Source organism: Streptomyces sp. HUAS MS02, assembly GCF_055702265.1.
On the sequence record NZ_CM146747.1, the window covers coordinates 2,377,127 to 2,397,032 of the forward strand.

Annotated in this window: 16 protein-coding genes and 1 riboswitch; of the genes, 6 read left to right on the forward strand and 10 right to left on the reverse strand. The window is 71.6% G+C overall.

The window, feature by feature from the left end:
• Window positions 1–204 precede the first annotated feature (204 nt).
• The gene (sepH, locus tag ACZ9QC_RS10140; RefSeq protein ID WP_472919868.1) at window positions 205–1,239 is read left to right on the forward strand and encodes a septation protein SepH; all 1,035 of its coding nucleotides are present in this window, start codon (window positions 205–207) and stop codon (window positions 1,237–1,239) included.
• Between the two features lie 163 nt (window positions 1,240–1,402).
• Here the strand turns inward: sepH and ACZ9QC_RS10145 are convergent, their stop codons facing one another.
• A complete protein-coding gene (locus tag ACZ9QC_RS10145; RefSeq protein WP_215449368.1) occupies window positions 1,403–2,230 on the reverse strand; it encodes a sulfurtransferase in 828 nt (275 codons plus the stop codon).
• 320 nt (window positions 2,231–2,550) lie between these two features.
• Between ACZ9QC_RS10145 and ACZ9QC_RS10150 the strand changes: the two genes are divergently transcribed.
• Window positions 2,551–3,378, forward strand: coding sequence for a VOC family protein (locus ACZ9QC_RS10150; protein WP_472919869.1), 828 nt, complete (start codon window positions 2,551–2,553; stop codon window positions 3,376–3,378).
• Between the two features lie 35 nt (window positions 3,379–3,413).
• Here ACZ9QC_RS10150 and ACZ9QC_RS10155 read toward each other — a convergent pair whose 3' ends face one another.
• The 4 genes from ACZ9QC_RS10155 to ACZ9QC_RS10170 all read right to left on the reverse strand — a co-directional run bounded on the left by ACZ9QC_RS10155 (window position 3,414) and on the right by ACZ9QC_RS10170 (window position 9,108).
• Entirely contained in the window at window positions 3,414–4,061 is a 648-nt protein-coding gene (locus ACZ9QC_RS10155) for a thymidine kinase (RefSeq protein ID WP_045561074.1), read from the reverse strand.
• A gap of 88 nt (window positions 4,062–4,149) precedes the next feature.
• Window positions 4,150–5,337 carry an alkaline phosphatase family protein gene (locus ACZ9QC_RS10160; RefSeq protein ID WP_472919870.1) on the reverse strand — a complete coding sequence of 396 codons (1,188 nt, stop codon included), beginning with the start codon at window positions 5,335–5,337 and terminating at the stop codon, window positions 4,150–4,152.
• On the reverse strand, window positions 5,337–5,924 hold the full coding sequence (locus tag ACZ9QC_RS10165) for a DUF5998 family protein (protein WP_184900191.1): 588 nt from the start codon (window positions 5,922–5,924) through the stop codon (window positions 5,337–5,339). The genes ACZ9QC_RS10160 and ACZ9QC_RS10165 overlap by 1 nt, the downstream gene beginning before the upstream one ends.
• A 97-nt stretch (window positions 5,925–6,021) precedes the next feature.
• Entirely contained in the window at window positions 6,022–9,108 is a 3,087-nt protein-coding gene (locus ACZ9QC_RS10170; RefSeq protein WP_472919871.1) for a bifunctional acetate--CoA ligase family protein/GNAT family N-acetyltransferase, read from the reverse strand.
• Window positions 9,109–9,309: 201 nt separating this feature from the next.
• On the opposite strand from ACZ9QC_RS10170, the gene ACZ9QC_RS10175 reads away from it, so the two are divergent.
• A complete protein-coding gene (locus tag ACZ9QC_RS10175; RefSeq protein WP_037700813.1) occupies window positions 9,310–9,591 on the forward strand; it encodes an HPr family phosphocarrier protein in 282 nt (93 codons plus the stop codon).
• 168 nt (window positions 9,592–9,759) lie between these two features.
• On the opposite strand, the gene ACZ9QC_RS10180 is transcribed toward ACZ9QC_RS10175, so the two are convergent.
• The 4 genes from ACZ9QC_RS10180 to ACZ9QC_RS10195 form a co-directional block, all read right to left on the reverse strand.
• Window positions 9,760–10,464, reverse strand: coding sequence for a GntR family transcriptional regulator (locus tag ACZ9QC_RS10180; RefSeq protein WP_472919872.1), 705 nt, complete (start codon window positions 10,462–10,464; stop codon window positions 9,760–9,762).
• A gap of 205 nt (window positions 10,465–10,669) precedes the next feature.
• The gene (locus ACZ9QC_RS10185) at window positions 10,670–11,458 is read right to left on the reverse strand and encodes a M23 family metallopeptidase (protein ID WP_472919873.1); all 789 of its coding nucleotides are present in this window, start codon (window positions 11,456–11,458) and stop codon (window positions 10,670–10,672) included.
• Between the two features lie 13 nt (window positions 11,459–11,471).
• Window positions 11,472–11,644: riboswitch (cyclic di-AMP (ydaO/yuaA leader) on the reverse strand.
• A gap of 203 nt (window positions 11,645–11,847) precedes the next feature.
• Window positions 11,848–13,236 (reverse strand): M16 family metallopeptidase, encoded by a 1,389-nt coding sequence (locus ACZ9QC_RS10190; protein WP_467300690.1) that lies wholly within the window; start codon window positions 13,234–13,236, stop codon window positions 11,848–11,850.
• Complete coding sequence (locus ACZ9QC_RS10195; RefSeq protein WP_472919874.1) at window positions 13,233–14,609, reverse strand: M16 family metallopeptidase; 1,377 nt, start codon at window positions 14,607–14,609, stop codon at window positions 13,233–13,235. The genes ACZ9QC_RS10190 and ACZ9QC_RS10195 overlap by 4 nt, the downstream gene beginning before the upstream one ends.
• 381 nt (window positions 14,610–14,990) lie before the next feature.
• On the opposite strand from ACZ9QC_RS10195, the gene ACZ9QC_RS10200 reads away from it, so the two are divergent.
• Window positions 14,991–17,447 (forward strand): DNA gyrase/topoisomerase IV subunit A, encoded by a 2,457-nt coding sequence (locus ACZ9QC_RS10200; protein WP_472919875.1) that lies wholly within the window; start codon window positions 14,991–14,993, stop codon window positions 17,445–17,447.
• Window positions 17,448–17,457: 10 nt separating this feature from the next.
• On the opposite strand, the gene ACZ9QC_RS10205 is transcribed toward ACZ9QC_RS10200, so the two are convergent.
• Window positions 17,458–18,603 (reverse strand): CobW family GTP-binding protein, encoded by a 1,146-nt coding sequence (locus ACZ9QC_RS10205; RefSeq protein WP_472919876.1) that lies wholly within the window; start codon window positions 18,601–18,603, stop codon window positions 17,458–17,460.
• Between the two features lie 298 nt (window positions 18,604–18,901).
• On the opposite strand from ACZ9QC_RS10205, the gene ACZ9QC_RS10210 reads away from it, so the two are divergent.
• On the forward strand, window positions 18,902–19,450 hold the full coding sequence (locus ACZ9QC_RS10210; RefSeq protein ID WP_472919877.1) for a DUF6082 family protein: 549 nt from the start codon (window positions 18,902–18,904) through the stop codon (window positions 19,448–19,450).
• A gap of 152 nt (window positions 19,451–19,602) precedes the next feature.
• A complete protein-coding gene (locus ACZ9QC_RS10215; protein WP_033525166.1) occupies window positions 19,603–19,839 on the forward strand; it encodes a hypothetical protein in 237 nt (78 codons plus the stop codon).
• The last annotated feature ends 67 nt before the right edge of the window (window positions 19,840–19,906 follow it).

The following is a 19,906-nucleotide window of genomic DNA, read 5'->3' on the forward strand; positions in this document are numbered from 1 at the left end:
GGAGGGGGATCGTTGCACAGGGTGATGAGGTTCGTCACTTAGCGTTGCGAATTGATAACCGTGCCATAACGGCGGCCTCGGGCTCACGCCCGACACGCCGGGCAACTCGGCAAGGTTGTGGCAGGCTGCACCCGGGCAGGCCACACTCGACTAGCGGAAGCAGCGACGCACGTGACGTCGGCAGGCACCACCCGGGAGGTCCCCATGCCCGAACTGCGTGTCGTGGCCGTCTCCAATGACGGCACACGGCTGGTGCTGAAGGCTGCCGATTCCACGGAGTACACGCTTCCGATCGACGAACGGCTGCGTGCCGCCGTGCGCGGCGACCGACCCCGCCTCGGCCAGATCGAGATCGAGGTGGAGAGCCATCTCCGCCCCCGTGACATCCAGGCGCGGATACGCGCGGGTGCCACGGCCGAAGAGGTCGCGCAGCTCGCCGGCATCCCCGTCGACCGGGTCCGCCGCTTCGAGGGTCCCGTCCTGGCCGAGCGCGCCTTCATGGCCGAGCGGGCACGCAAGACCCCGGTCCGGCGCCCCGGCGAGAACGCCGCGGGACCCCAGCTCGGCGAGGCCGTCCAGGAGCGACTGCTGCTGCGCGGCGCCGAGAAGGACACCGTCCAGTGGGACTCGTGGCGCCGCGACGACGGCACCTGGGAAGTGCTGCTGGTGTACTGCGTCGCGGGCGAACCGCACTCGGCGAGCTGGACCTACGACCCGCCCCGGCGGCTCGTCCAGGCCGTCGACGACGAAGCGCGGTCGCTGATCGGCGAGTCCGACGACCTCGGGACGCCCGAGCCGAGTTTCCCGTTCGTGCCGAGGATCGCGCGGCTGCCCCGTGACCGACCCCTGGACCGCCAGGCGGAACGTCCCGTCCTGCCCGCGCCGCCCGAGGCCGACGAGGACATGGTGAGCGAGCGCGACTCGCTCACCAGCATCCTGGAGGCCGTCCCCAGCTACCGGGGCGACCTGGTGGTGCCCGAACTGCCCTCCGCCGAACCGCAGGAGGACTCCGTCTCCGTCGAGGAAGTGGCGGAGGAGGAGTCGGCGGCTCCCGCGGCCTCGGCCGGTTCCGCCTACGCGGACGTCCTCATGCCGCGGTCGGTCAACGGCCACCGCGACCGGCTGATCGGTGCCACCGACCGCCAGGCCGAGGCGGACGGCGTCCGACCGGGTCGGCGCGCCGCGGTGCCGAGCTGGGACGAGATCGTCTTCGGTACGAGACGTAAGAAACAGGAGTAGCGGGCCTACGGCGGTGGAGGGTCGGAGCAGTCACTCCTTCCAGGAGATCCGTTTCTCTCGGGTGCGGTCTCGGATGCCCTCTCGGGTGCGGGATCGGTCATTCATACGTGTGTGGGGCTCACGTCGTTCAGACGTGGGCCCCACACGTGCGGTCAGCTCCGGGTCACTGGGGGTCGGGTCCGGTCGCCACCGGGCGGTCGCCGTCCCGGGACCACTCCGACCACGAGCCCACGTAGAGGGCCGCCGGGATGCCCGCCACCGCCAGCGCCAGCACCTGGTGGGCGCCGGAGACACCGGAGCCGCAGTACACGCCGACCTCGGAGTCGGCGGTCGCGCCGAGTCCCTTGAAGCGGTCGGTGAGTTCGGCGGCGGTCCGGAAGAGTCCGGATTCGGCCACGTTCTCCGTGGTCGGGGCCGACACCGCGCCCGGGATGTGCCCGCCGACCGGGTCGATGGGTTCCACGTCGCCCCGGTAGCGTTCGGCGGCCCTCGCGTCCAGGAGCAGCCCGGTGCGGGCCAGCGCCGCGGCGCCGTCCGCGTCGAGCAGCGGCAGCGCGCCGGGGACGGGCTCGAAGGTCCCCGGGGCGGGCTCCGGGATCTCCGCCGTCAGCGCGCCCGTCCAGGCCGCCAGGCCGCCGTCCAGGACCCTCACCGAGGGGTGGCCGGCCCAGCGGAGCAGCCACCACGCGCGCGCGGCGGCCCAGTTGAGCCCGCCGTCGTACACGACGACGGCACGGTCGGCCGAGACACCGGCCGCCCGCATCGCCGTACCGAAACCGTCCAGGTCGGGCAGCGGATGACGGCCACCGGAACCGGCGGGACCGGCGAGTTCGGCGTCCAGGTCGACGAAGACGGCCGTCGGAATGTGCGCCTTCTCGTACTCGGGACGCAGGTTGGGGCCGCCCAACTGCCAGCGGACGTCCAGGATCACCGGCGGACGGGCTCCCGCCAGCTCGTTGGCGAGTTCGGGGGCCGAGATGATGGCGTTCATGGCCCCATCCTCGCGCACGGGGTGGCCGCCTCGCCCGGCTCCCGCTACTCTGCCCGCCGAGCGGTGCCGATCACCGGGCGTACGGGATCAGGCACGAGCTGTACAGCTGACGGACACCACACGGCGGCGGCGCGGACGAGAGCCGGGACCGTGAGCCGGGCATCCTCGCGTACCCGCGCGTCGAGCGGCGGTGCGGCGCGGGCCCGTGGCGCTACGGGTGGTGCGAGCATCGGCACGGGGCGTGATCGCGCGTGGACGCGGGACACGCGTACCGAGGGCGACGGACACGGCCACCGGCAGGGGCCGAGGAGAGAGTGACGATGACCGAGGCACGGGGGTCGACCGGCCTGAACGGCACCGTGTATCCACCGGGCACACCCTGCTGGGTGAGTCTGATGGTGCACGGCACGGCCGCGACCCAGGAGTTCTACGGGGCGCTGTTCGGCTGGGAGTTCCAGCCCGGACCCCAGCAGCTCGGCCCGTACGTGCGGGCCCTGCTCGACGGGCGGCAGGTGGCGGGGATCGGCCAGCTGCCGCCGGACCGTCATCTCCCCATCGCCTGGACGCCCTACTTCGCCTCGGCCGACGCGGACCGGACGGCGGAGGCCGTGCGGCACCGCGGCGGCACCGTCGGCGTGGGCCCGCTGGACGCCGGCGACGCGGGCCGGCTGGTGATCGCCTCCGACCCCGCGGGCGCCGTCTTCGGCATCTGGCAGGCGGCGGGACACCTCGGCGCGGACATCACCGGCGTCCCCGGCACGCCCGCGTGGGACGAACTCCTCACCGTCGACAGCTCGCTGGTGGCCAAGTTCTACGAGACGGTCTTCGGCTACGAGGAGGAGCCGGTGGTCTCCGCCGACCTCGACTACGTCACCCTGCGCGTGGGAGGCCGCCCGGTGGCCGGCATCCATGGCGTCGGCAGCGCGCTCCCCCGGGACCGGGGGCCCCACTGGCTGACCTACTTCGAGGTGGCCGACCCCGACGAGGCCGCCGACCGTGTCATCGAACTCGGCGGCCATGTCCTCGAAGCGGCCCACGACACCCCGCACGGCCCGGTGGCCACCCTGGCCGACCCGGAGGGCGCGAAGTTCGCGGTGGTGCGCACGGAACACCGGACCGCCGGCGGGGACGGTCGCACGGTCGAGTGAACCGGGGCGGGGGCCCGCGCCGGACCGCCGTCGGGTCAGACCGTCTCGACCGGGAGGACGTCCGGGGAGAGGGCGCCCGCGTGGGCCGTGGCGGCCGTCATCCGGCGGCGGTGGTGACGGCGGCAGAGGACCTCGTAGCCGATGTCGTCGGGCTGGTTGACGTCGCCGACGACGACCTGGGCGCCCTCGACGACCATCTGACCGCCTATGGTGCGGGCGTTGTGGGTGGCACGGGCACCGCACCAGCACAGGGCCTCGACCTGGAGGACCTCGACGCGGTCGGCCAGCTCGACCAGGCGCTGGGAGCCGGGGAAGAGCTTGGAACGGAAGTCGGTCGTGATGCCGAAGGCGTACACGTCCAGGCCCAGGTCGTCCACGACGCGGGCGAGTTGGTCGATCTGCCCGGGGGCGAGGAACTGGGCCTCGTCGGCGATCACGTAGTCCGCGCGGCGGCCCTGGGAGAGGTGGTCGACGAGATAGGCGTAGAGGTCCTGGCCGTCCTCGACCTCCACGGCGTCCGTGACCAGGCCCAGTCGTGACGACAGCTTGCCCTCGCCCGCGCGGTCGTCACGCGTGAAGATCATGCCCTGGAGGCCGCGCGCCGAGCGGTTGTGCTCTATCTGGAGGGCCAGCGTCGACTTCCCGCAGTCCATGGTTCCGGAGAAGAACACCAGCTCGGGCATGGTGAGTTGAGCACCTTTCGGCGAGGAGGGCGAGGGGGCGGCGGGTCAGGCAGGTCCGGCGGGCGGTGTGATGGGCGGTGGCAGGGCCTCAGGAGCGTACTTCGAGGAGCGGGACCAGCTGTTCGACGGGGGTCATCGAACCGTGGTTGCCGACCATCGCCGACTCCTTGGGCTCCCGCTCGGAGGCGACGATCAGGACGTCGTCGTGGGCCGCCGCGACCACGTCCCCGATGCGGGCGTACACGCGTTCGTCGATGTGGGGGCCGAACCAGCCCGCCGCGATGGCCTCGTCGCGCGAGGCGATCCAGAACTGCTCGCCGAGCACCTCGCGCCAGCAGGTCAGGACGTCCGACTGGGCGCCCGGCACCGCGTAGACATGGCGGGCCCGGCCTTCTCCGCCCAGCAGGGCGACCCCGGCGCGCAGCTCCCAGTCCTCGTCGAAGTCGATGCGGTGCCGCTCGTCGAACGGGATGTCGATCATGCCGTGGTCTGCGGTGACGTACAGGGCGCTGCGCGGCGGGAGTTGCTCGGCCAGACGCTGGACCAGCCGGTCGACGTGCATGAGCTGGCCGCGCCAGGCGTCGGAGTCGACACCGAAGCGGTGCCCCGCGCCGTCCAGTTCGGAGTAGTACGTGTAGATCAAGGCGCGGTCCCCGGCGGCCAGTTGCTCGGCGGCCAGGTCCATGCGGTCCTCGCCGGAGAGGCGGCCGTGGAAGGTGCCGCCGCTCAGCGCGATCTGGGTGAGGGGCGTGTTCTGGAAGGCCGGGGAGGTGACCTGGGCGGTGTGCACACCCGCCCGGTCGGCGAGCTGGAAGATCGTGGGGTACGGCTGCCACGCCTTCGGCGAGGTCCACGGCTGCCAGCGGAGCTGGTTCATCAGCTCGTCGGTCTGCGGGTCGCGGACCGTGTAGCCGGGCAGGCCGTGCGCGCCCGGGGGGAGGCCGGTGCCCACGGAGGCGAGGGAGGTCGCGGTGGTGGCCGGGTATCCCGCGGTGATGGGGCGGCCGGTGCCGCCGCGCGAGGACGCCAGCAGGGCCGTCAGATAGGGCGCCTCGTCGGGGTGCGCCTTCAGCTGCTCCCAGCCCAGGCCGTCCACCAGGAAGACACAGACCCGGTCGGTCGCCGTCAGTTCCGGTATCGAGGCGGTCGTGCCGGGGACCCCCATGCCCGCCGCGAGGGTGGGCAGGAGGTCGGCGAGCGAACCGGCACCGTACTCGGGGACCGGGGCGGAGCCGAGGGCCAGGGGTTCCGGGTGGTCCCAGGTGGGCAGCGCCATCAGCGGGCGGTGTCCGCGGTGGCCTCGGAGAGGGACTGCGCGAAGGCGAGGGCCTGGCGCACGGTCTCCGGGCCGTCCCCGGCCTCGCTGACGCGCAGGCTGAGGTCGTCCGCCGTCGAGCTGCCCGTGTACCCGTGGTCCGCCTCGCAGTTGGGGTCACCGCAGGCGGCGGGTTCCAGGTCGATGCGGGAGACGGCGCCCCAGCCGATGGTCAGGACGACCTCGCGGGGCAGGGTGCCCGGCGTGTACGACTCGGGGTTGGCGACGACCCGGCTGAGCACGACCGACGAGATCCGGCCGATCTTCACCGACTCGGTCGACGTCGTGGCGTACGGCGTCGGTGACGTGCTGTCCGCGGCCTGCTCGTCGGTGTGGCTCACGATGAAGCGGTTGCCCGTGAGGACGAGGACGGTGACGTGGCGCCGCACCTCGTTCGCGTCGAACGTCGTCTCCTGATGGACCAGGTACGACTTGATGGCCTCGCCGCCGACAGCGGCCTCCACCGCCTCGGCCACGAGGGCCGGGTAGTAGCCGCTGCGCTCGATCGCCGCACGCAGCCCCTGGGTCGTCGTACTGGTCTTGGCCATGACGTCCATCCTACGGGGGCGCACTGACTGCGAGGGACCGCTCTGCCGTCTCCGTTCTGTCGTGGACGGATCAATGCGGGGGCGGGGGGACGCGGTCTCAGTACACCGGCAGGGTCCTCGGGCCGAGGTCGTCGCGGACGGGCGGGCGCGCGAGCCGGACGGTGGCGCCGAGCACGCTGAGGCCCTGCGGGGCGACGACGACGGGTTCCAGGGAGACCGCCACGACCTCGGGGTGGTCGTCGACCAGCCGAGACACCCGCAGCAGCAGCTCCTCCAGGGCCTCGGTGTCCACGGGGGCCGAGCCCCTCCAGCCGAAGAGGAGGGGTGCGGTCCGGATCGAGCGGACCAGTGCGGCCGCGTCCCGCTCGGTGGCCGGAATCAGGCGGTGCGCCATGTCGCCGAGCAGCTGCGACGCGGGACCGGCGAGACCGAACGAGAGCACCGCTCCGGCCGCCGGGTCCACCACCGTCCGCACGATCGTGTCGACGCCTCGCGGAGCCATGCCCTGCACGACCGGACGGAGCTCCTCGGGGCCCCCGAAGAGCTCCGTCAACTCCGCGTACGCCCGCCGCAGTTGCTCCTCGTCCGCCAGGTCGAGCCGTACGCCGCCGAGGTCGGCCCGGTGCCGCAGGTGGGGGGCGGTCGTCTTGAGCGCGACGGGATAGCCGATGAGCCGCGCCGCACTCGCGGCCTCGTCGGGCGTCGGCGCGGGGCGCGCCTGCCGCAGACGGATGCCGTACCGCGCGAGCAGCGCGCCCGTCTCGTCCTCGCCGAGGGTGAGTCCCTCGCCTCCGGCCAGCAGCGTGTCGATCTGCTCGGCCGCGCCCTTCTCGTCGATGTCCTCGTACTCGGGCACCCGCCCCGGCTCCGCCGCCTCCCGTCGCCACTGGGCGTAGTTCACGGCTTCGGACAACGCCCGAACGGCCCGCTCGGCGGCGGGATAGGCGGGGATGAGCCGAGACCCGCCCGACTCCACGGACGTCGCCGCCCCGGGCTCCACATCCGCAACGGCCGACACCGGCCCGCCCGGACCGGCCGGGCCGCGGTCGTTCGTGCCGGGGCCGGGGCCGGGCACATCCGAGCCGGCCCCGCGAGGACCGGCCGCGCCCGGGTCGGTCGCGCCGGAACCTGCCGGGCCCAGGCCGACCGTGCCCTGGCCTGTCACGCCCGGCCCCGCCGTGCTGGAGTCGGCGGGGTGTGCGGCGCCACCGGGCGCGGGCGTGGCTGCGCCCGCTCCTGGCGCCTGCCGCGTCGTCACCGCCCGCTGGGCCTCGTCCGCCGCTGCGGCACCGAGGGGACTGTCGGTGGGCTGAGGAGCCGTGCTGGCCGCGGCCGACAGCGCTTCCGCGAGGCCGCCCAGCTCCACGTGGACGACCAGCACCGGCTTCGAGGGGTTCGCGGCGGCGGCCGACCGCAGGGCCTCCGCAAGGGCCGCGTCCCCCGGCGAGGTCTCCCCCAGCGCGGGTATCGCCGTCACCACCACCGCGTCGCACGAGTCGTCGGCGAGGGTCCGTGACAGTGCCGCGTGGAAGTCCTGTGCCGAGGCCCCGGTCGTCAGGTCCAGCGGCGGCAGCGGCCGCAGCCCTTCGGAGAGGCACGCGTCGTACGTGAGCATCCCGAGCGACTCGGAGTTCCCCAGGATCGCCACCCGCGGCCCCGCCGGCAGCGGTTGCCGGGCCAGCAGCAACCCCGCGTCGACCAGTTCCGTGATCGTGTCGACCCGGATCACCCCGGCCTGGCGCAGCAGCGCGGAGACGGTGGTGTGCGGCAGCTGGGTGGCGCGCACGGCGTGCCCCAGGGGCGCGGAGCCGTGGCGCGCTCCCTGCACCACCACGAGCGGCTTGACCGCGGCCGTGCGCCGGGCGAGGCGGGTGAACTTGCGCGGGTTGCCGATGGACTCCAGGTACATCAGGACGACATCGGTGTCCGGGTCCTCGTACCAGTACTGCAGGACGTCGTTCCCGGAGACGTCCGCGCGGTTGCCGGACGAGACGAACGTGGAGACGCCCGTGACCCCGGTGACCCCTCCCCCGCGCCGGTGCAGCCGGGAGAGCAGCGCGATCCCGATGGCGCCGGACTGGGCGAACAGGCCGATGCGCCCGGAGCGCGGGGTCTCGGGGGCGAGCGAGGCGTTGAGCCGGACGTCGGGGGCGGTGTTGATGATCCCGAACGCGTTCGGCCCGATGATGCGCATGCCGTACGTGCGGGCCTGGCGCACCAGTTCGCGCTGGCGTTCGCGCCCTTCGGGCCCGCTCTCGGCGTATCCGGCGGAGACGACCACGAGGCCCTGCACCCCGTGCTCCCCGCACTCGGCGACGACCTGGGGGACGTGGGCGGCGGGGACGGCGACGACCGCGAGGTCCACGGGCCCCTCGATGTCGGTGACGGTCCGGTGCGCGGGGACGCCGGCGATTTCCTTCTCGTCCTCCCCGAGGGCCTTGTTCACCGCGTACAGCCGCCCGGTGAACCCCGCCTCCCGGAGGTTGGCGAGCACGCTGCGGCCCACTCCGCCCGGTGCGCGTCCGGCGCCGACGACGGCGACCGAGCCGGGGGCGAGCAGCCGCTGGACGGACCGGGCCTCGGCGCGCTGTTCCCGGGCGCGCTGGACGGCCACGGAGCGGTCGGTGGGTTCCAGGTCGAACTCCAGGCGGACGACGCCGTCCTCGAAGCTGCGCTGCTGCTGGTACCCGGCGTCGGTGAACACCTTGATCATCTTGCTGTTGGCCGGCAGCACCTCGGCGGCGAAGCGTCTGATGCCCCGCTCGCGGGCCACGGCGGCGATGTGTTCGAGCAGGGCGGAGGCGACGCCGCGGCCCTGGTGGGCGTCCTGCACGAGGAAGGCGACCTCGGCCTCGTCGGCGGGTGCGGACGCGGGCATGCCATCGGCGCCGATGCGGTCGTAGCGTACGGTGGCGATGAACTCGCCGCCGACGGTGGCGGCGAGTCCCACCCGGTCCACGAAGTCGTGGTGCGTGAAGCGGTGGACGTCCTTGGCGGACAGGCGAGGGTAGGGCGCGAAGAAGCGGTAGTACTTCGACTCGTCCGAGACCTGCTCGTAGAAGCTGACGAGACGCTCGGCGTCATCAACGGTGATGGGCCTGATGCGTGCGGTGCCGCCGTCGCGCAGCACCACGTCGGCCTCCCAGTGGGCGGGGTACTCGTGCCGGTCCGACGAGGTCTGCATGGGCCCCAGAGTACGGCTCGCGTCCGACAACGGCGCGGGGCAGTCTGGGGTGGCACGACAGAAGCACAACACAAGCGCGACAGCCGGTTCATGGTCAGGCCGTGGGCCCGTTCCGGTACGTCGCCCCATATGGGAAACTGGTCTAGACAACCCGGTCTAGACCTCTCTGCAGCACCCGAGACACCTGAAGGGCAGCATCACATGGCTGAGCGCCGCGTCAACGTCGGCTGGGCCGAGGGCCTCCACGCCCGACCCGCATCCATCTTCGTCCGGGCCACCACGGCCTCCGGTATCCCCGTGACGATCGCCAAGGCCGACGGCAACCCCGTCAACGCGGCCTCCATGCTCGCGGTTCTGGGCCTCGGCGCCCAGGGCGGCGAGGAGATCGTGCTCGCCTCCGACGCCGAGGGCGCGGACGTCGCGCTCGACCGTCTGGCGAAGCTCGTCGCCGAGGGGCTGGAAGAACTCCCCGAGACGGTCTGAGCGACCGGGTAACCGAAGCGGAAAGGCCTGAGAAGCCGCCCCCGCACACATCGAAGGGCTCGTCCGATTTATCGGGCGGGCCCTTCGCATTTACCTCTTCTTTCCGGTCTGCGGGCAGCAGAAATAATGCCCCTCGGAATTCTTCCCTCTTTGTATACGGCGTGCGTGTTAATGCCGCAGGCTCGGCATGTTTACGGGGTGTTGCGAAGTCCTCACACGTTCCGGGCGTTCCGCCCCGCCGCCCCCGGCCGGAAATCGGAGCCGGTGCGCGGCGGTGGCCCGCTCGGTGTGCAGGGACGTGATCGTCCGGGCCCGCTCGCTGTCGCCGCGCGCGACCGCGTCCACGATGCCGCCGTGCTCCGCCCAGGACTCCACGGGGTCGGACGGCGCCTCGACCGCGTACATCCAGGCGATCTTGTGCCGCAGTTGGGCGAGCGTCGAGGTCAGGGCGGGGCTGCCGGACGCCTGTGCGAGCGTCTCGTGGAACCAGCCGCCCAGGGAGCGCAGATCCTCGCTGTTGCCCCTCCTGGCCCGCTCCTGGCCCAGCCTGACCAGGCCGCGCAACACCTTGAGGTGCGCCTCCGTACGGCGCTGTGCGGCGCGGGCGGCCCCCAGGGGCTCCAGCAGCATGCGCATCTCCAGCAGGTCGGCCGCCTCCTGCTCGGTCGGCTCGGCGACGCACGCGCCCGCGTGCCGGCGGGTCACCACGAACCCCTCGGCCTCCAGCGTGCGCAGGGCCTCGCGCACGGGCACCCGGCTGACGCCGTACCGGCGGGCGAGCAGTTCCTCGGTGAGCCGGCTGCCGCGCTCGTAGACACCCGCGACGATGTCATCACGGATCGCCGTGCATACCGAGTGCGCCGGAATACGCATGACCGACCTCCGCCTTAATCCCCGTGAAACGTCGATGATTGACGTGTGTTCCAGCGACTCTATTGCAGCGAGCGGGAATTTCCGATGGCGGACCGGAATCCAAGGATATTTTTTGGACAGGAGCTACGTCACACAGCGGGTATGCATGAACGAGGAAAGCCCCGGCTCGATGAGCCGGGGCCTCCAGGGAAGCGTCGGGGACGCGTCAGACGTTCACGCCGTGCGAACGCAGGTACGCGGCGGGGTCCATGTCCGAGCCGTACTCGGCCGTCGTCCGGGCCTCGAAGTGCAGATGCGCCCCGGTGACGTTGCCGGTCGCCCCGGAGAGGCCTATCTGCTGGCCGGGGGTGACCGTCTGGCCGACGGAGACGCCGATGGACGACAGGTGGCCGTACTGGGTGTAGGTGCCGTCGTTCATCTTGATGACGATGTTGTTGCCGTAGGCACCGCCCCAGCCCGCCTCGACGACGGTGCCGGAGCCGACCGCGAGGACGGGCGTACCGGACGCGGCGTGGAAGTCGACACCGGTGTGGCTGCCGGAGGACCAGACGGCACCGCCGGTCTTGTAGCCGGTGGAGATGTAGGAGCCGCTGATGGGCGCGACGTAGGCGTTGAGGCGCTCACGCTCGGCCGCGCGGGCGGCACGGGCCTTGATCTCCTCGCGCTCCTTGGCGGCGGCACGCTCCTGCTCGGCCTTCTCGGCGGCGGCCTTCCTGGCCTCCTCCTGCGCCTTCTTCTTGACGGCGGCCACCTCGGCGGCCTGCTCCTGGGCGGCGGCCTGCGCGTCGACCTGGTCGGCGACCGTGTCGCCGAGGGTGATGATCTGGTTCAGGCCGGTCTGCTCGACGGCGGGCTCCTCCGCGGCGAGCGCGGGGCCGGCCAGGGTGCCGAAGACGCCGGTGGTGGTGAGAGCGGCCACGCCCACGTTTCGCGTGGTCGTGCGCTGCACACGGCTGGGACGGCGGTGCTTCCCGGGGGCGCGGGTGAACGCCATGAAGTGGCTGGTCCTTTCCTTCCTTCTCGCCTACCGGGTTAGCTGACGGGTTCGGAGCAGGAAGGTCTCCTACGGCTACCCCTCGTTTCGCGTCGCTCCGCGAAGGGCACCCGATTCACCCCAGGGACGTGATGGGTCCCCGGCTCCCCTGGCTCGCGCCATGCGGGGACTCGGCGATGACTGTCCGGTGCCGCGGCTGCGGCGAACTTCTGACGAACAGCCGGACCGACGCTAAGTGGGCCGTCTTCGAAATAACAAACGGATCACAGGATTTGTTAACTACGCCACAGGGCAGACACACAACCTCCGCCATCAATACGGACAAACAGGGGCCCTGGTGACTCTTCCGTCACCAGGGCCCCACTGACACGCGTCCGTCAGGCCGGCTCCTACTCGGCCGGAACGACGGTGACTTCGCCGATTCCGAGGGCCCTGACGGGCTCCTCGATCTGCGCGGCGTCCCCGACGAGGACGGTCACCAGACGGTCCACCGGGAAGGCGCTCACGGCCGCCGCGGTGGCCTCCACGGTGCCGGTGGCGGCGAGTTGGCGGTACAGCGTCGACTGGTAGTCGTCCGGCAGGTACTGCTCGACCTGGTCGGCCAGCGTGCTCGCCACGGCCGCGGCCGTCTCGAACTTGAGGGGGGCCACCCCGACGAGGTTCTGCACGGCGACGTCACGCTCGGCGTCGGTCAGGCCCTCGGCGGCGAGGGTGCGCAGCACCGTCCACAGGTCGTCGAGCGCAGGACCGGTGTTGGGGGTGTCGACGGAGCCACTGATGGCGAGCATCGCGATGCCCGAACCGTCGGGCGCGGCCCGCAGGACCTGGCCGAACGCCCGCACGCCGTAGGTGTAGCCCTTCTCCTCGCGCAGGACGCGGTCCAGGCGGGAGGTGAGGGTGCCGCCGAGGCAGTAGGTGCCGAGCACCTGCGCCGGCCACACACGGTCGTGCCGGTCGGCGCCCACGCGGCCGATGAGCAACTGGGTCTGCACGGAACCGGGGCGGTCCACGATGATCACACGCCCGGTGTCGTCGGCGGTCACCGACGGCACGGGGCGCGGCGCGCCCGGGGAGCCGGTCCAGGCGCCCAGGGTGTCGGCGAGCAGGGCGTCGAGGTCGACGCCCGTGAGGTCGCCGACGACCACGGCGGTGGCCGTCGCGGGGCGCACGTGGCGCTCGTAGAAGGCGCGTACGGCCGCGGAGTCGATGCCCTCCACGGTCTCCTCGGTGCCCTGGCGGGGCCGCGACATCCGGGAGGTGGCCGGGAACAGCTGCCGGGAGAGCTCCTTGGCGGCCCGGCGGCCCGGGTTGGCCGTCTCGTGCGGGATCTCGTCGAGCCGGTTGGCCACCAGCCGCTCGATCTCCGCGTCCTCGAACGCGGGCGCCCGCAGGGCGTCGGCGAGCAGGCCGAGGGCCTTCTCCAGCCGCGACACCGGTACTTCGAGGGACAGCCGTACACCGGGGTGGTCGGCGTGCGAGTCGAGGGTGGCGCCGCAGCGCTCCAGCTCGGCGGCGAACTCCTCGGCCGTGTGCTTGTCGGTGCCCTCGGAGAAGGCCCTGGTCATGATGGTGGCGACGCCCTCGATGCCGGCGGGCTCGGCGTCCAGGGGCGCGTCGAGGAGCACCTCCACGGCGACGACCTGCTGGCCGGGGCGGTGGCAGCGCAGCACGGTCATGCCGTTGTCCAGGGTGCCGCGCTCGGGCGCCGGGAACGCCCAGGGCCTGGCCTCGCCGGCCTGGGGCTGCGGGTGGAAGTCCATGGTCGCGAGCTCGGTCACTTCGCCGACTCCTCGGTCTCGTCGGTGGTTTCGGCGGCCTCGGCCGCGGCGGTCTCCTCTTCGGCGCCCTCGTCGCCCGCGACGGGCTCGTAGACGAGCACCGCGCGGTTGTCGGGCCGCAGGCGGGCCTTGGCGATCTCCTGGACCTCGTCGGCCGTCACCTCCAGGACCCGGTCGACGGCCGTCAGGGCGAGCTTCGGGTCGCCGAACAGGACCGCGTAGCGGCACAGTTCGTCGGCGCGGCCGGCGACCGTGCCGAGCCGGTCCAGCCACTCGCGCTCCAACTGGGCCTGGGCGCGCTCCATCTCCTCGGCCGTGGGGCCCTCGGCCGCGAACCTGGCCAGCTCCTCGTCGACGGCGGCCTCGATGACGGGCACCTCGACGTCGCCGGAGGTCTTCACGTCCATCCACGCCATGGACGGCGCACCGGCCAGCCGCAGCAGCCCGAAGCCGGCCGTCACGGCCGTACGGTCACGGCGTACCAGCCGGTTGTAGAGGCGGGAGGACTCGCCGCCGCCGAGGATGGTGAGGGCCAGGTCGGCCGCGTCGCACGCGCGCGTGCCGTCCTCCGGCAGCCGGTAGGCGGCCATCAACGCGCGCGCGGGCACGTTCTCCTCGACGACCTCGCGCCGCTGCTCGCCCATGACGTCGGGCAGCGCGCCGTCACGGGGCGCGGGCTTGCCGTCGTAGGACGGGATGGAGCCGAAGTACTTCTCGATCCACGCGAGCGTCTGCTCGGGGTCGATGTCGCCGACGACCGACAGGACCGCGTTGTTGGGCGCGTAGTAGGTCCGGAAGAACTGCTGGGCGTCCTCCAGGCTGGCCGCCTCCAGGTCCTCCATCGAACCGATCGGCGTGTGCCGGTAGGGGTGGCCCTCGGGGTAGGCCAGGCGGAAGATCTTCTCGAAGGCGGTGCCGTAGGGCACGTTGTCGTACCGCTGGCGGCGCTCGTTCTTGACGACGGCCCGCTGGTTGTCCAGGTTCTTCTGGTCGAGCGCGAGCAGCAGGCTGCCCATGCGGTCGGCCTCCAGCCACAGCGCGAGTTCCAGCTGGTGGGTGGGCATGGTCTCGAAGTAGTTGGTGCGCTCCCAGCTGGTGGTGCCGTTGAGCGAACCGCCCGCGCCCTGGACCAGCTCGAAGTGGCCGTTGTCCTTGACCTGGCCGGAGCCCTGGAACATCAGGTGCTCGAAGAGGTGGGCGAGGCCCGTGCGGCCCGCGACCTCGTGGCGCGACCCGACGTCGTACCAGAGGCACACCGCGGCGACCGGGGTCAGGTGGTCCTCGGAGAGCACCACGCGCAGGCCGTTGTCCAGGCGGTGCTCCCTCACTGTCAGGCCTTCGGAGCCGGCCTCGGCTGTGGCCGTGTGACCCATGGGCGGTACGTCCCTTCGATCGCTGTGCTGTGGTCGCGGAATCCGTGGTCTGTCCGTCGTGGAATCGTCGCGGAAACCGCTGTTCTCCTGCCGGTCGTGCCACTGTATGCAAGCGCGCGGACGCCTGGAGAAGTTCCCGGGGCCGGTACGCCGAGAGCGAGACGGGGGTTGCGGGCGACGGTCACTGGTTAAAGTCGGCGCACGCTGTTGACGCGGCGGCTCGGGAGGGCGTGCCCGGCGGTCGGCGCCGGGTCGTGTCGGGCTTGTCAGTGCGGCAGTCCACAATGGTGCGCGTCAGATCCCGTTCATCTCTCGGTGAGAGTGAGCTGGAGACGTGAGCGCCCCGTAGGTGAGCGACCAGAAAAAGAGGAGCCGGCAGCGATGGCCCGCCGCAGCACGAAGACCCCGCCGCCCGACGACGCGTTCGAGGAGAAGATCCTCGACATCGACGTCGTGGACGAGATGCAGGGCTCCTTCCTGGAGTACGCGTACTCGGTCATCTACTCCCGAGCCCTGCCCGACGCCCGCGACGGCCTGAAGCCGGTGCACCGCCGGATCGTCTACCAGATGAACGAGATGGGCCTGCGCCCCGACCGCGGCTATGTGAAGTGCGCCCGCGTCGTCGGCGAGGTCATGGGTAAGTTGCACCCGCACGGTGACTCCTCGATCTACGACGCCCTGGTGCGCCTCGCCCAGCCCTTCTCCATGCGGCTCCCCCTGGTCGACGGCCACGGGAACTTCGGCTCCCTGGGCAACGACGACCCGCCGGCCGCCATGCGGTACACCGAGTGCCGGATGGCCGACGCGACGAGCCTGATGACGGAGTCGATCGAGGAGAACACGGTCGACTTCGCGCCCAACTACGACGGCCAGGAGCAGGAGCCGGTGGCGCTGCCCGCCGCCTTCCCGAACCTGCTGGTCAACGGCGCGTCCGGGATCGCCGTCGGTATGGCCACCAACATGCCGCCGCACAACCTGGGCGAGGTCATCGCAGCCGCCCGCCACCTCATCCGGTACCCGAACGCCGACCTGGACACGCTGATGAAGCACGTCCCGGGCCCGGACCTGCCCACCGGCGGCCGGATCGTCGGTCTCTCCGGGATCAGGGACGCGTACGAGTCGGGCCGCGGCACCTTCAAGATCCGCGCCACGGTGGCGGTGGAGACCGTGACGGCCCGCCGCAAGGGCCTGGTCGTCACCGAACTGCCCTTCACGGTCGGCCCGGAGAAGGTGATCGCCAAGATCAAGGACCTGGTCGGCTCGAAGAAGCTGCAGGGCATCGCCGACGTCAAGGACCTCACCGACCGCGCACACGGCCTGCGTCTCGTCATCGAGATCAAGAACGGCTTCGTGCCGGAGGCCGTCCTGGAGCAGCTGTACAAGCTCACGCCGATGGAGGAGTCCTTCGGCATCAACAACGTGGCCCTGGTCGACGGCCAGCCCCTCACCCTGGGCCTCAAGGAGCTGCTGGAGGTCTACCTCGACCACCGTTTCGAGGTCGTGCGGCGCCGCTCGGAGTTCCGCCGCGGCAAGAAGCGCGACCGGCTGCACCTGGTCGAGGGCCTGCTCACCGCGCTGCTGGACATCGACGAGGTCATCCGGCTGATCCGCTCCAGCGACAACTCCGCGCAGGCCAAGGAGCGCCTGATGGAGCGCTTCTCCCTGTCGGACGTCCAGACGCAGTACATCCTCGACACGCCGCTGCGCCGCCTCACCCGCTTCGACCGCATCGAGCTGGAGTCCGAGAAGGACAAGCTCAACACCGAGATCGCCGAGCTGACCCGGATCCTGGAGTCGGACGCGGAGCTGCGCAAGCTGGTCTCCGGCGAACTGGCCGCGGTGGCGAAGAAGTTCGGCACCGAGCGCCGTACGGTCCTGCTGCAGTCCTCGGGCGCCTCGGTGGCCGCGGTTCCGCTCCAGGTCGCGGACGACCCGTGCCGGGTGCTGCTGTCGTCGACGGGGCTGCTGGCCCGTACGGCGGGCAGCGAGCCCTTCGCGGCGGACGCGGACGGCAAGCGCGTCAAGCACGACGTCATCGTCTCCGCGGTCCCCGCGACGGCCCGGGGCGAGGTGGGCGTGGTGACCTCCACCGGCCGCCTGCTGCGCCTGAACGTGGTGGACCTGCCGCAGCTGCCGGACACGGCGGCGGCCCCCAACCTCTCGGGGGGCGCCCCGATCGCGGAGTTCCTCTCCCTCCAGGACGGCGAGACGGTCATCTGTCTGATGACGCTCGACGAGTCCTCGCCCGGGCTGGCCATCGGCACCGAGCAGGGTGTCGTCAAGCGCGTGGTCCCCGACTACCCGTCCAACAAGGAGGAGCTTGAGGTCATCACCCTCAAGGAGGGTGACCGGATCGTCGGCGCGGTCGAACTGCGCACCGGCGAGGAGGACCTGGTCTTCATCACGGACGACGCCCAGTTGCTGCGCTACCAGGCCGCCCAGGTCCGCCCGCAGGGCCGCCCGGCCGGCGGTATGACGGGCATCAAGCTCACCGAGGGTGCGAAGGTCATCTCCTTCACGGCCGTCGACCCGGCCGTGGACGCGGTGGTGTTCACCGTCGCCGGTTCCCGGGGCACCCTGGACGACTCCGTCCAGACCACGGCCAAGCTGACCCCGTTCGACCAGTACCCCCGCAAGGGCCGCGCCACGGGCGGTGTCCGCTGCCAGCGGTTCCTCAAGGGCGAGGACTGCCTGTCCGTCGCCTGGGCGGGCCCGGCCCCGGCCCGTGCCGCGCAGAAGAACGGCACCCCGGCGGACCTCCCGGAGATGGACCCGCGCCGGGACGGCTCGGGTGTCTCCCTGGGCAAGACGGTGTCCTCGGTGGCGGGGCCGGTGTGACGCCGACGCCTCAGACGCCGTCGTAGGACGCGTCGGGTTCGTAGGAGGCCTCGGGATCGTCGGCCTCCGCCTCCCGGACGTAGCGAAGGACGCCCCACATGCCGTGCTCGTCGGCGTGCGGGGCGTCCTTCTCGCCTCTGCACGCCTCCAACTCCTTGGTCAGGGCCGAGGAGTCGATTCCGGCGCCGATGAGCACGAGCTGGCTGAGACGGCTCCGCTCACCGCTCGCCCACGGCTCGGGATAGAACCGCAGAAACCGCCCGACGGCGTGCACGGCGTAGCGGTTGCGCGGGTCGTGCGGCCCGAAGTCGACGTACCCCTTGATGCGGTAGAGCCCGTCGGTCCGTCCGTCCAGGAACTCCATGAGCCGCCGGGGATCGAGCGGCTCGTCGGAGACGAAGGAGACGCTGTCGTAGCCGGAGTGCAGGTGCCCGGTGTGGTCGGACCCGTCCTGGTGCTGCCCGTCGTGGTCGTGCCGGTGCAGGTCGTCGAAGGAGAGCTGGCCGATGCGCTCCTCGGAGGGCCTGCAGTCGAACAGGAACTCGGGATCGACGCGCCCGTAGGTGGCGGGCACGACCGCAGCACGTTCGCTGAGCGAACGGACGAGCGCCAGGGTCCCCTCCCCGTCCTCGGCCCGGTCGAGCTTGTTGACGACGACGAGGTCGGCGATGGCGAGATGGCGGTCGATCTCCGGATGCCGCTGCCGCGTCCGCGTGAACTCGGCCGCGTCGACGACCTCGACGAGCCCGCCGTACACCACGCGGGGGTTCTCGCTGGCCAGCACCATCCGCACGAGTTCCTGCGGCTCGGCGAGCCCGCTCGCCTCGATGACGATGACGTCGATCCCGGCGGAGGGACGAGCAAGCCGCTCCAGATAGACGTCCAGCTCACTGACATCGACGGCACAGCACAGACACCCGTTGCCCAGGGACACGGTGGAGTCCCCGAGCGCCCCGGCCACGGCCATCGCGTCGATCTCGATCGCGCCGAAGTCGTTGACCACGGCGCCGATACGGCTGCCTCCGCTGCGGTGGAGCAGGTGGTTCAGCAGGGTGGTCTTACCGGACCCGAGGAATCCGGCGAGGACGACCACGGGGATCTGCGGCGGAGGCTGTGACCTCGGCCCCTGAACCCGGCCCGACGACGGACTCAACACGCGCCCTCTCCCCCACCGTTGCCCTCATGGGTCGATCGAATGCCGCACCAGGATACGAGGGGGGCCGCGCACCCCGCCGAGCGAGCGATTGTCAGCGGCGCCCGTGGGGCACACGATGGGCATGGCGCCGGGTCGCGCGACCCACGCATCCTTCCGTGCGCCTCCTCTCCGCCTCCCGGTGGACGAGCACCTCTCGGCGACACTGGGAGACGGCAAGCGCCGCCCACCGCTCGCCGGTCCCCAACCTGTCGACCCACACCCGACGACCGGCGGACGGCCGCCTGAATCGGGGATTGACATGACCACACAGAATCATGGGGTGCGGGGACTCGGCCCTGCCGCGGCAGCGGGCCTCGCCTTCGCGGCGGGAGCGCTGAGCGCGTTCGTCGTGGAGCGGCGCCTCGGCACCCTGCTTCGGCGCCTGGAACGGCTGGAACGCGAGTCGGAACAGCGCGCGGCACTGATCGCCTACCAGCGGCACAACTTCGACCTGGTCATGAAGGCGGCCGCGGACCCGACCCTGCTACCCGTCCTGAACGCCTACGAGGAGGACCTGTCCACGGACCGACAACGGCAGTACCTCTTCGCCAACCTCCTTTACACCCACGTCCTCCAGGGCTACCGGGTGGGCGTCTTCAGCCGGGCCGAGCTGTACGGGCACCTCCGCGGCATCTTCCAGAGCACACTGATGCGCGACTACTGGGCCGCCACGCGCCACCACCGGTCGAGCCTGAAGGAGGGCTCGGAGGAGTCGGAGATCGGCAGGATGGTGGACACGCTGATCAACGACCTGGAGGAAGCGAGCACGGACGAGTGGTGGGTCGTGGGCGAACCTCCCGCCGAGTGAAGCCCTTCACCTCGCACGGCGCTCGCGTCACACAGCGCGACCCCCACCCCTGACTTCACTCCATCGCACCTTCGATGCATGCGCAACAACCGGGTTCTTGGGGCAGAGTTAACCCCGCTCGTATCACTACTAACGACCCAAGGATCGACCCGTTGAAAATCGTGCGCCGCATCGGTGCGTCGCCCCGCGAGAGGGGCAGTGCCGCGGGGCAGACGTGCCCAGACATCTTCGAACTGCAGGACGGTAACTTCGCAGTAATCGGGACAGATCGGACAGAGAAACTCGACCCCGAGCTACCTGCCGACGCCTCGCGCGCTGACTACGAGAGGATCGTGGTCATCAGCCGCGAGACTCTCATCCGGGCAAAGTCGGACATCCCCGACGCCTGATCCTGAACGGGGGCTCGCCTGCACTCCAGCGCGGGCCCCTCGGGCCGCCACCCCTCACGAACCCTTG

Bases quoted from the DNA above. Each gene is read 5' to 3' on its own strand.
- sepH (WP_472919868.1), top strand. From the start codon at position 205: ATGCCCGAACTGCGTGTCGTGGCCGTCTCCAATGACGGCACACGGCTG.
- ACZ9QC_RS10145 (WP_215449368.1), bottom strand. From the start codon at position 2,230: ATGAACGCCATCATCTCGGCCCCCGAACTCGCCAACGAGCTGGCGGGA.
- ACZ9QC_RS10150 (WP_472919869.1), top strand. From the start codon at position 2,551: ATGACCGAGGCACGGGGGTCGACCGGCCTGAACGGCACCGTGTATCCA.
- ACZ9QC_RS10155 (WP_045561074.1), bottom strand. From the start codon at position 4,061: ATGCCCGAGCTGGTGTTCTTCTCCGGAACCATGGACTGCGGGAAGTCG.
- ACZ9QC_RS10160 (WP_472919870.1), bottom strand. From the start codon at position 5,337: ATGGCGCTGCCCACCTGGGACCACCCGGAACCCCTGGCCCTCGGCTCC.
- ACZ9QC_RS10165 (WP_184900191.1), bottom strand. From the start codon at position 5,924: ATGGCCAAGACCAGTACGACGACCCAGGGGCTGCGTGCGGCGATCGAG.
- ACZ9QC_RS10170 (WP_472919871.1), bottom strand. From the start codon at position 9,108: ATGCAGACCTCGTCGGACCGGCACGAGTACCCCGCCCACTGGGAGGCC.
- ACZ9QC_RS10175 (WP_037700813.1), top strand. From the start codon at position 9,310: ATGGCTGAGCGCCGCGTCAACGTCGGCTGGGCCGAGGGCCTCCACGCC.
- ACZ9QC_RS10180 (WP_472919872.1), bottom strand. From the start codon at position 10,464: ATGCGTATTCCGGCGCACTCGGTATGCACGGCGATCCGTGATGACATC.
- ACZ9QC_RS10185 (WP_472919873.1), bottom strand. From the start codon at position 11,458: ATGGCGTTCACCCGCGCCCCCGGGAAGCACCGCCGTCCCAGCCGTGTG.
- ACZ9QC_RS10195 (WP_472919874.1), bottom strand. From the start codon at position 14,609: ATGGGTCACACGGCCACAGCCGAGGCCGGCTCCGAAGGCCTGACAGTG.
- ACZ9QC_RS10200 (WP_472919875.1), top strand. From the start codon at position 14,991: ATGGCCCGCCGCAGCACGAAGACCCCGCCGCCCGACGACGCGTTCGAG.
- ACZ9QC_RS10210 (WP_472919877.1), top strand. From the start codon at position 18,902: ATGACCACACAGAATCATGGGGTGCGGGGACTCGGCCCTGCCGCGGCA.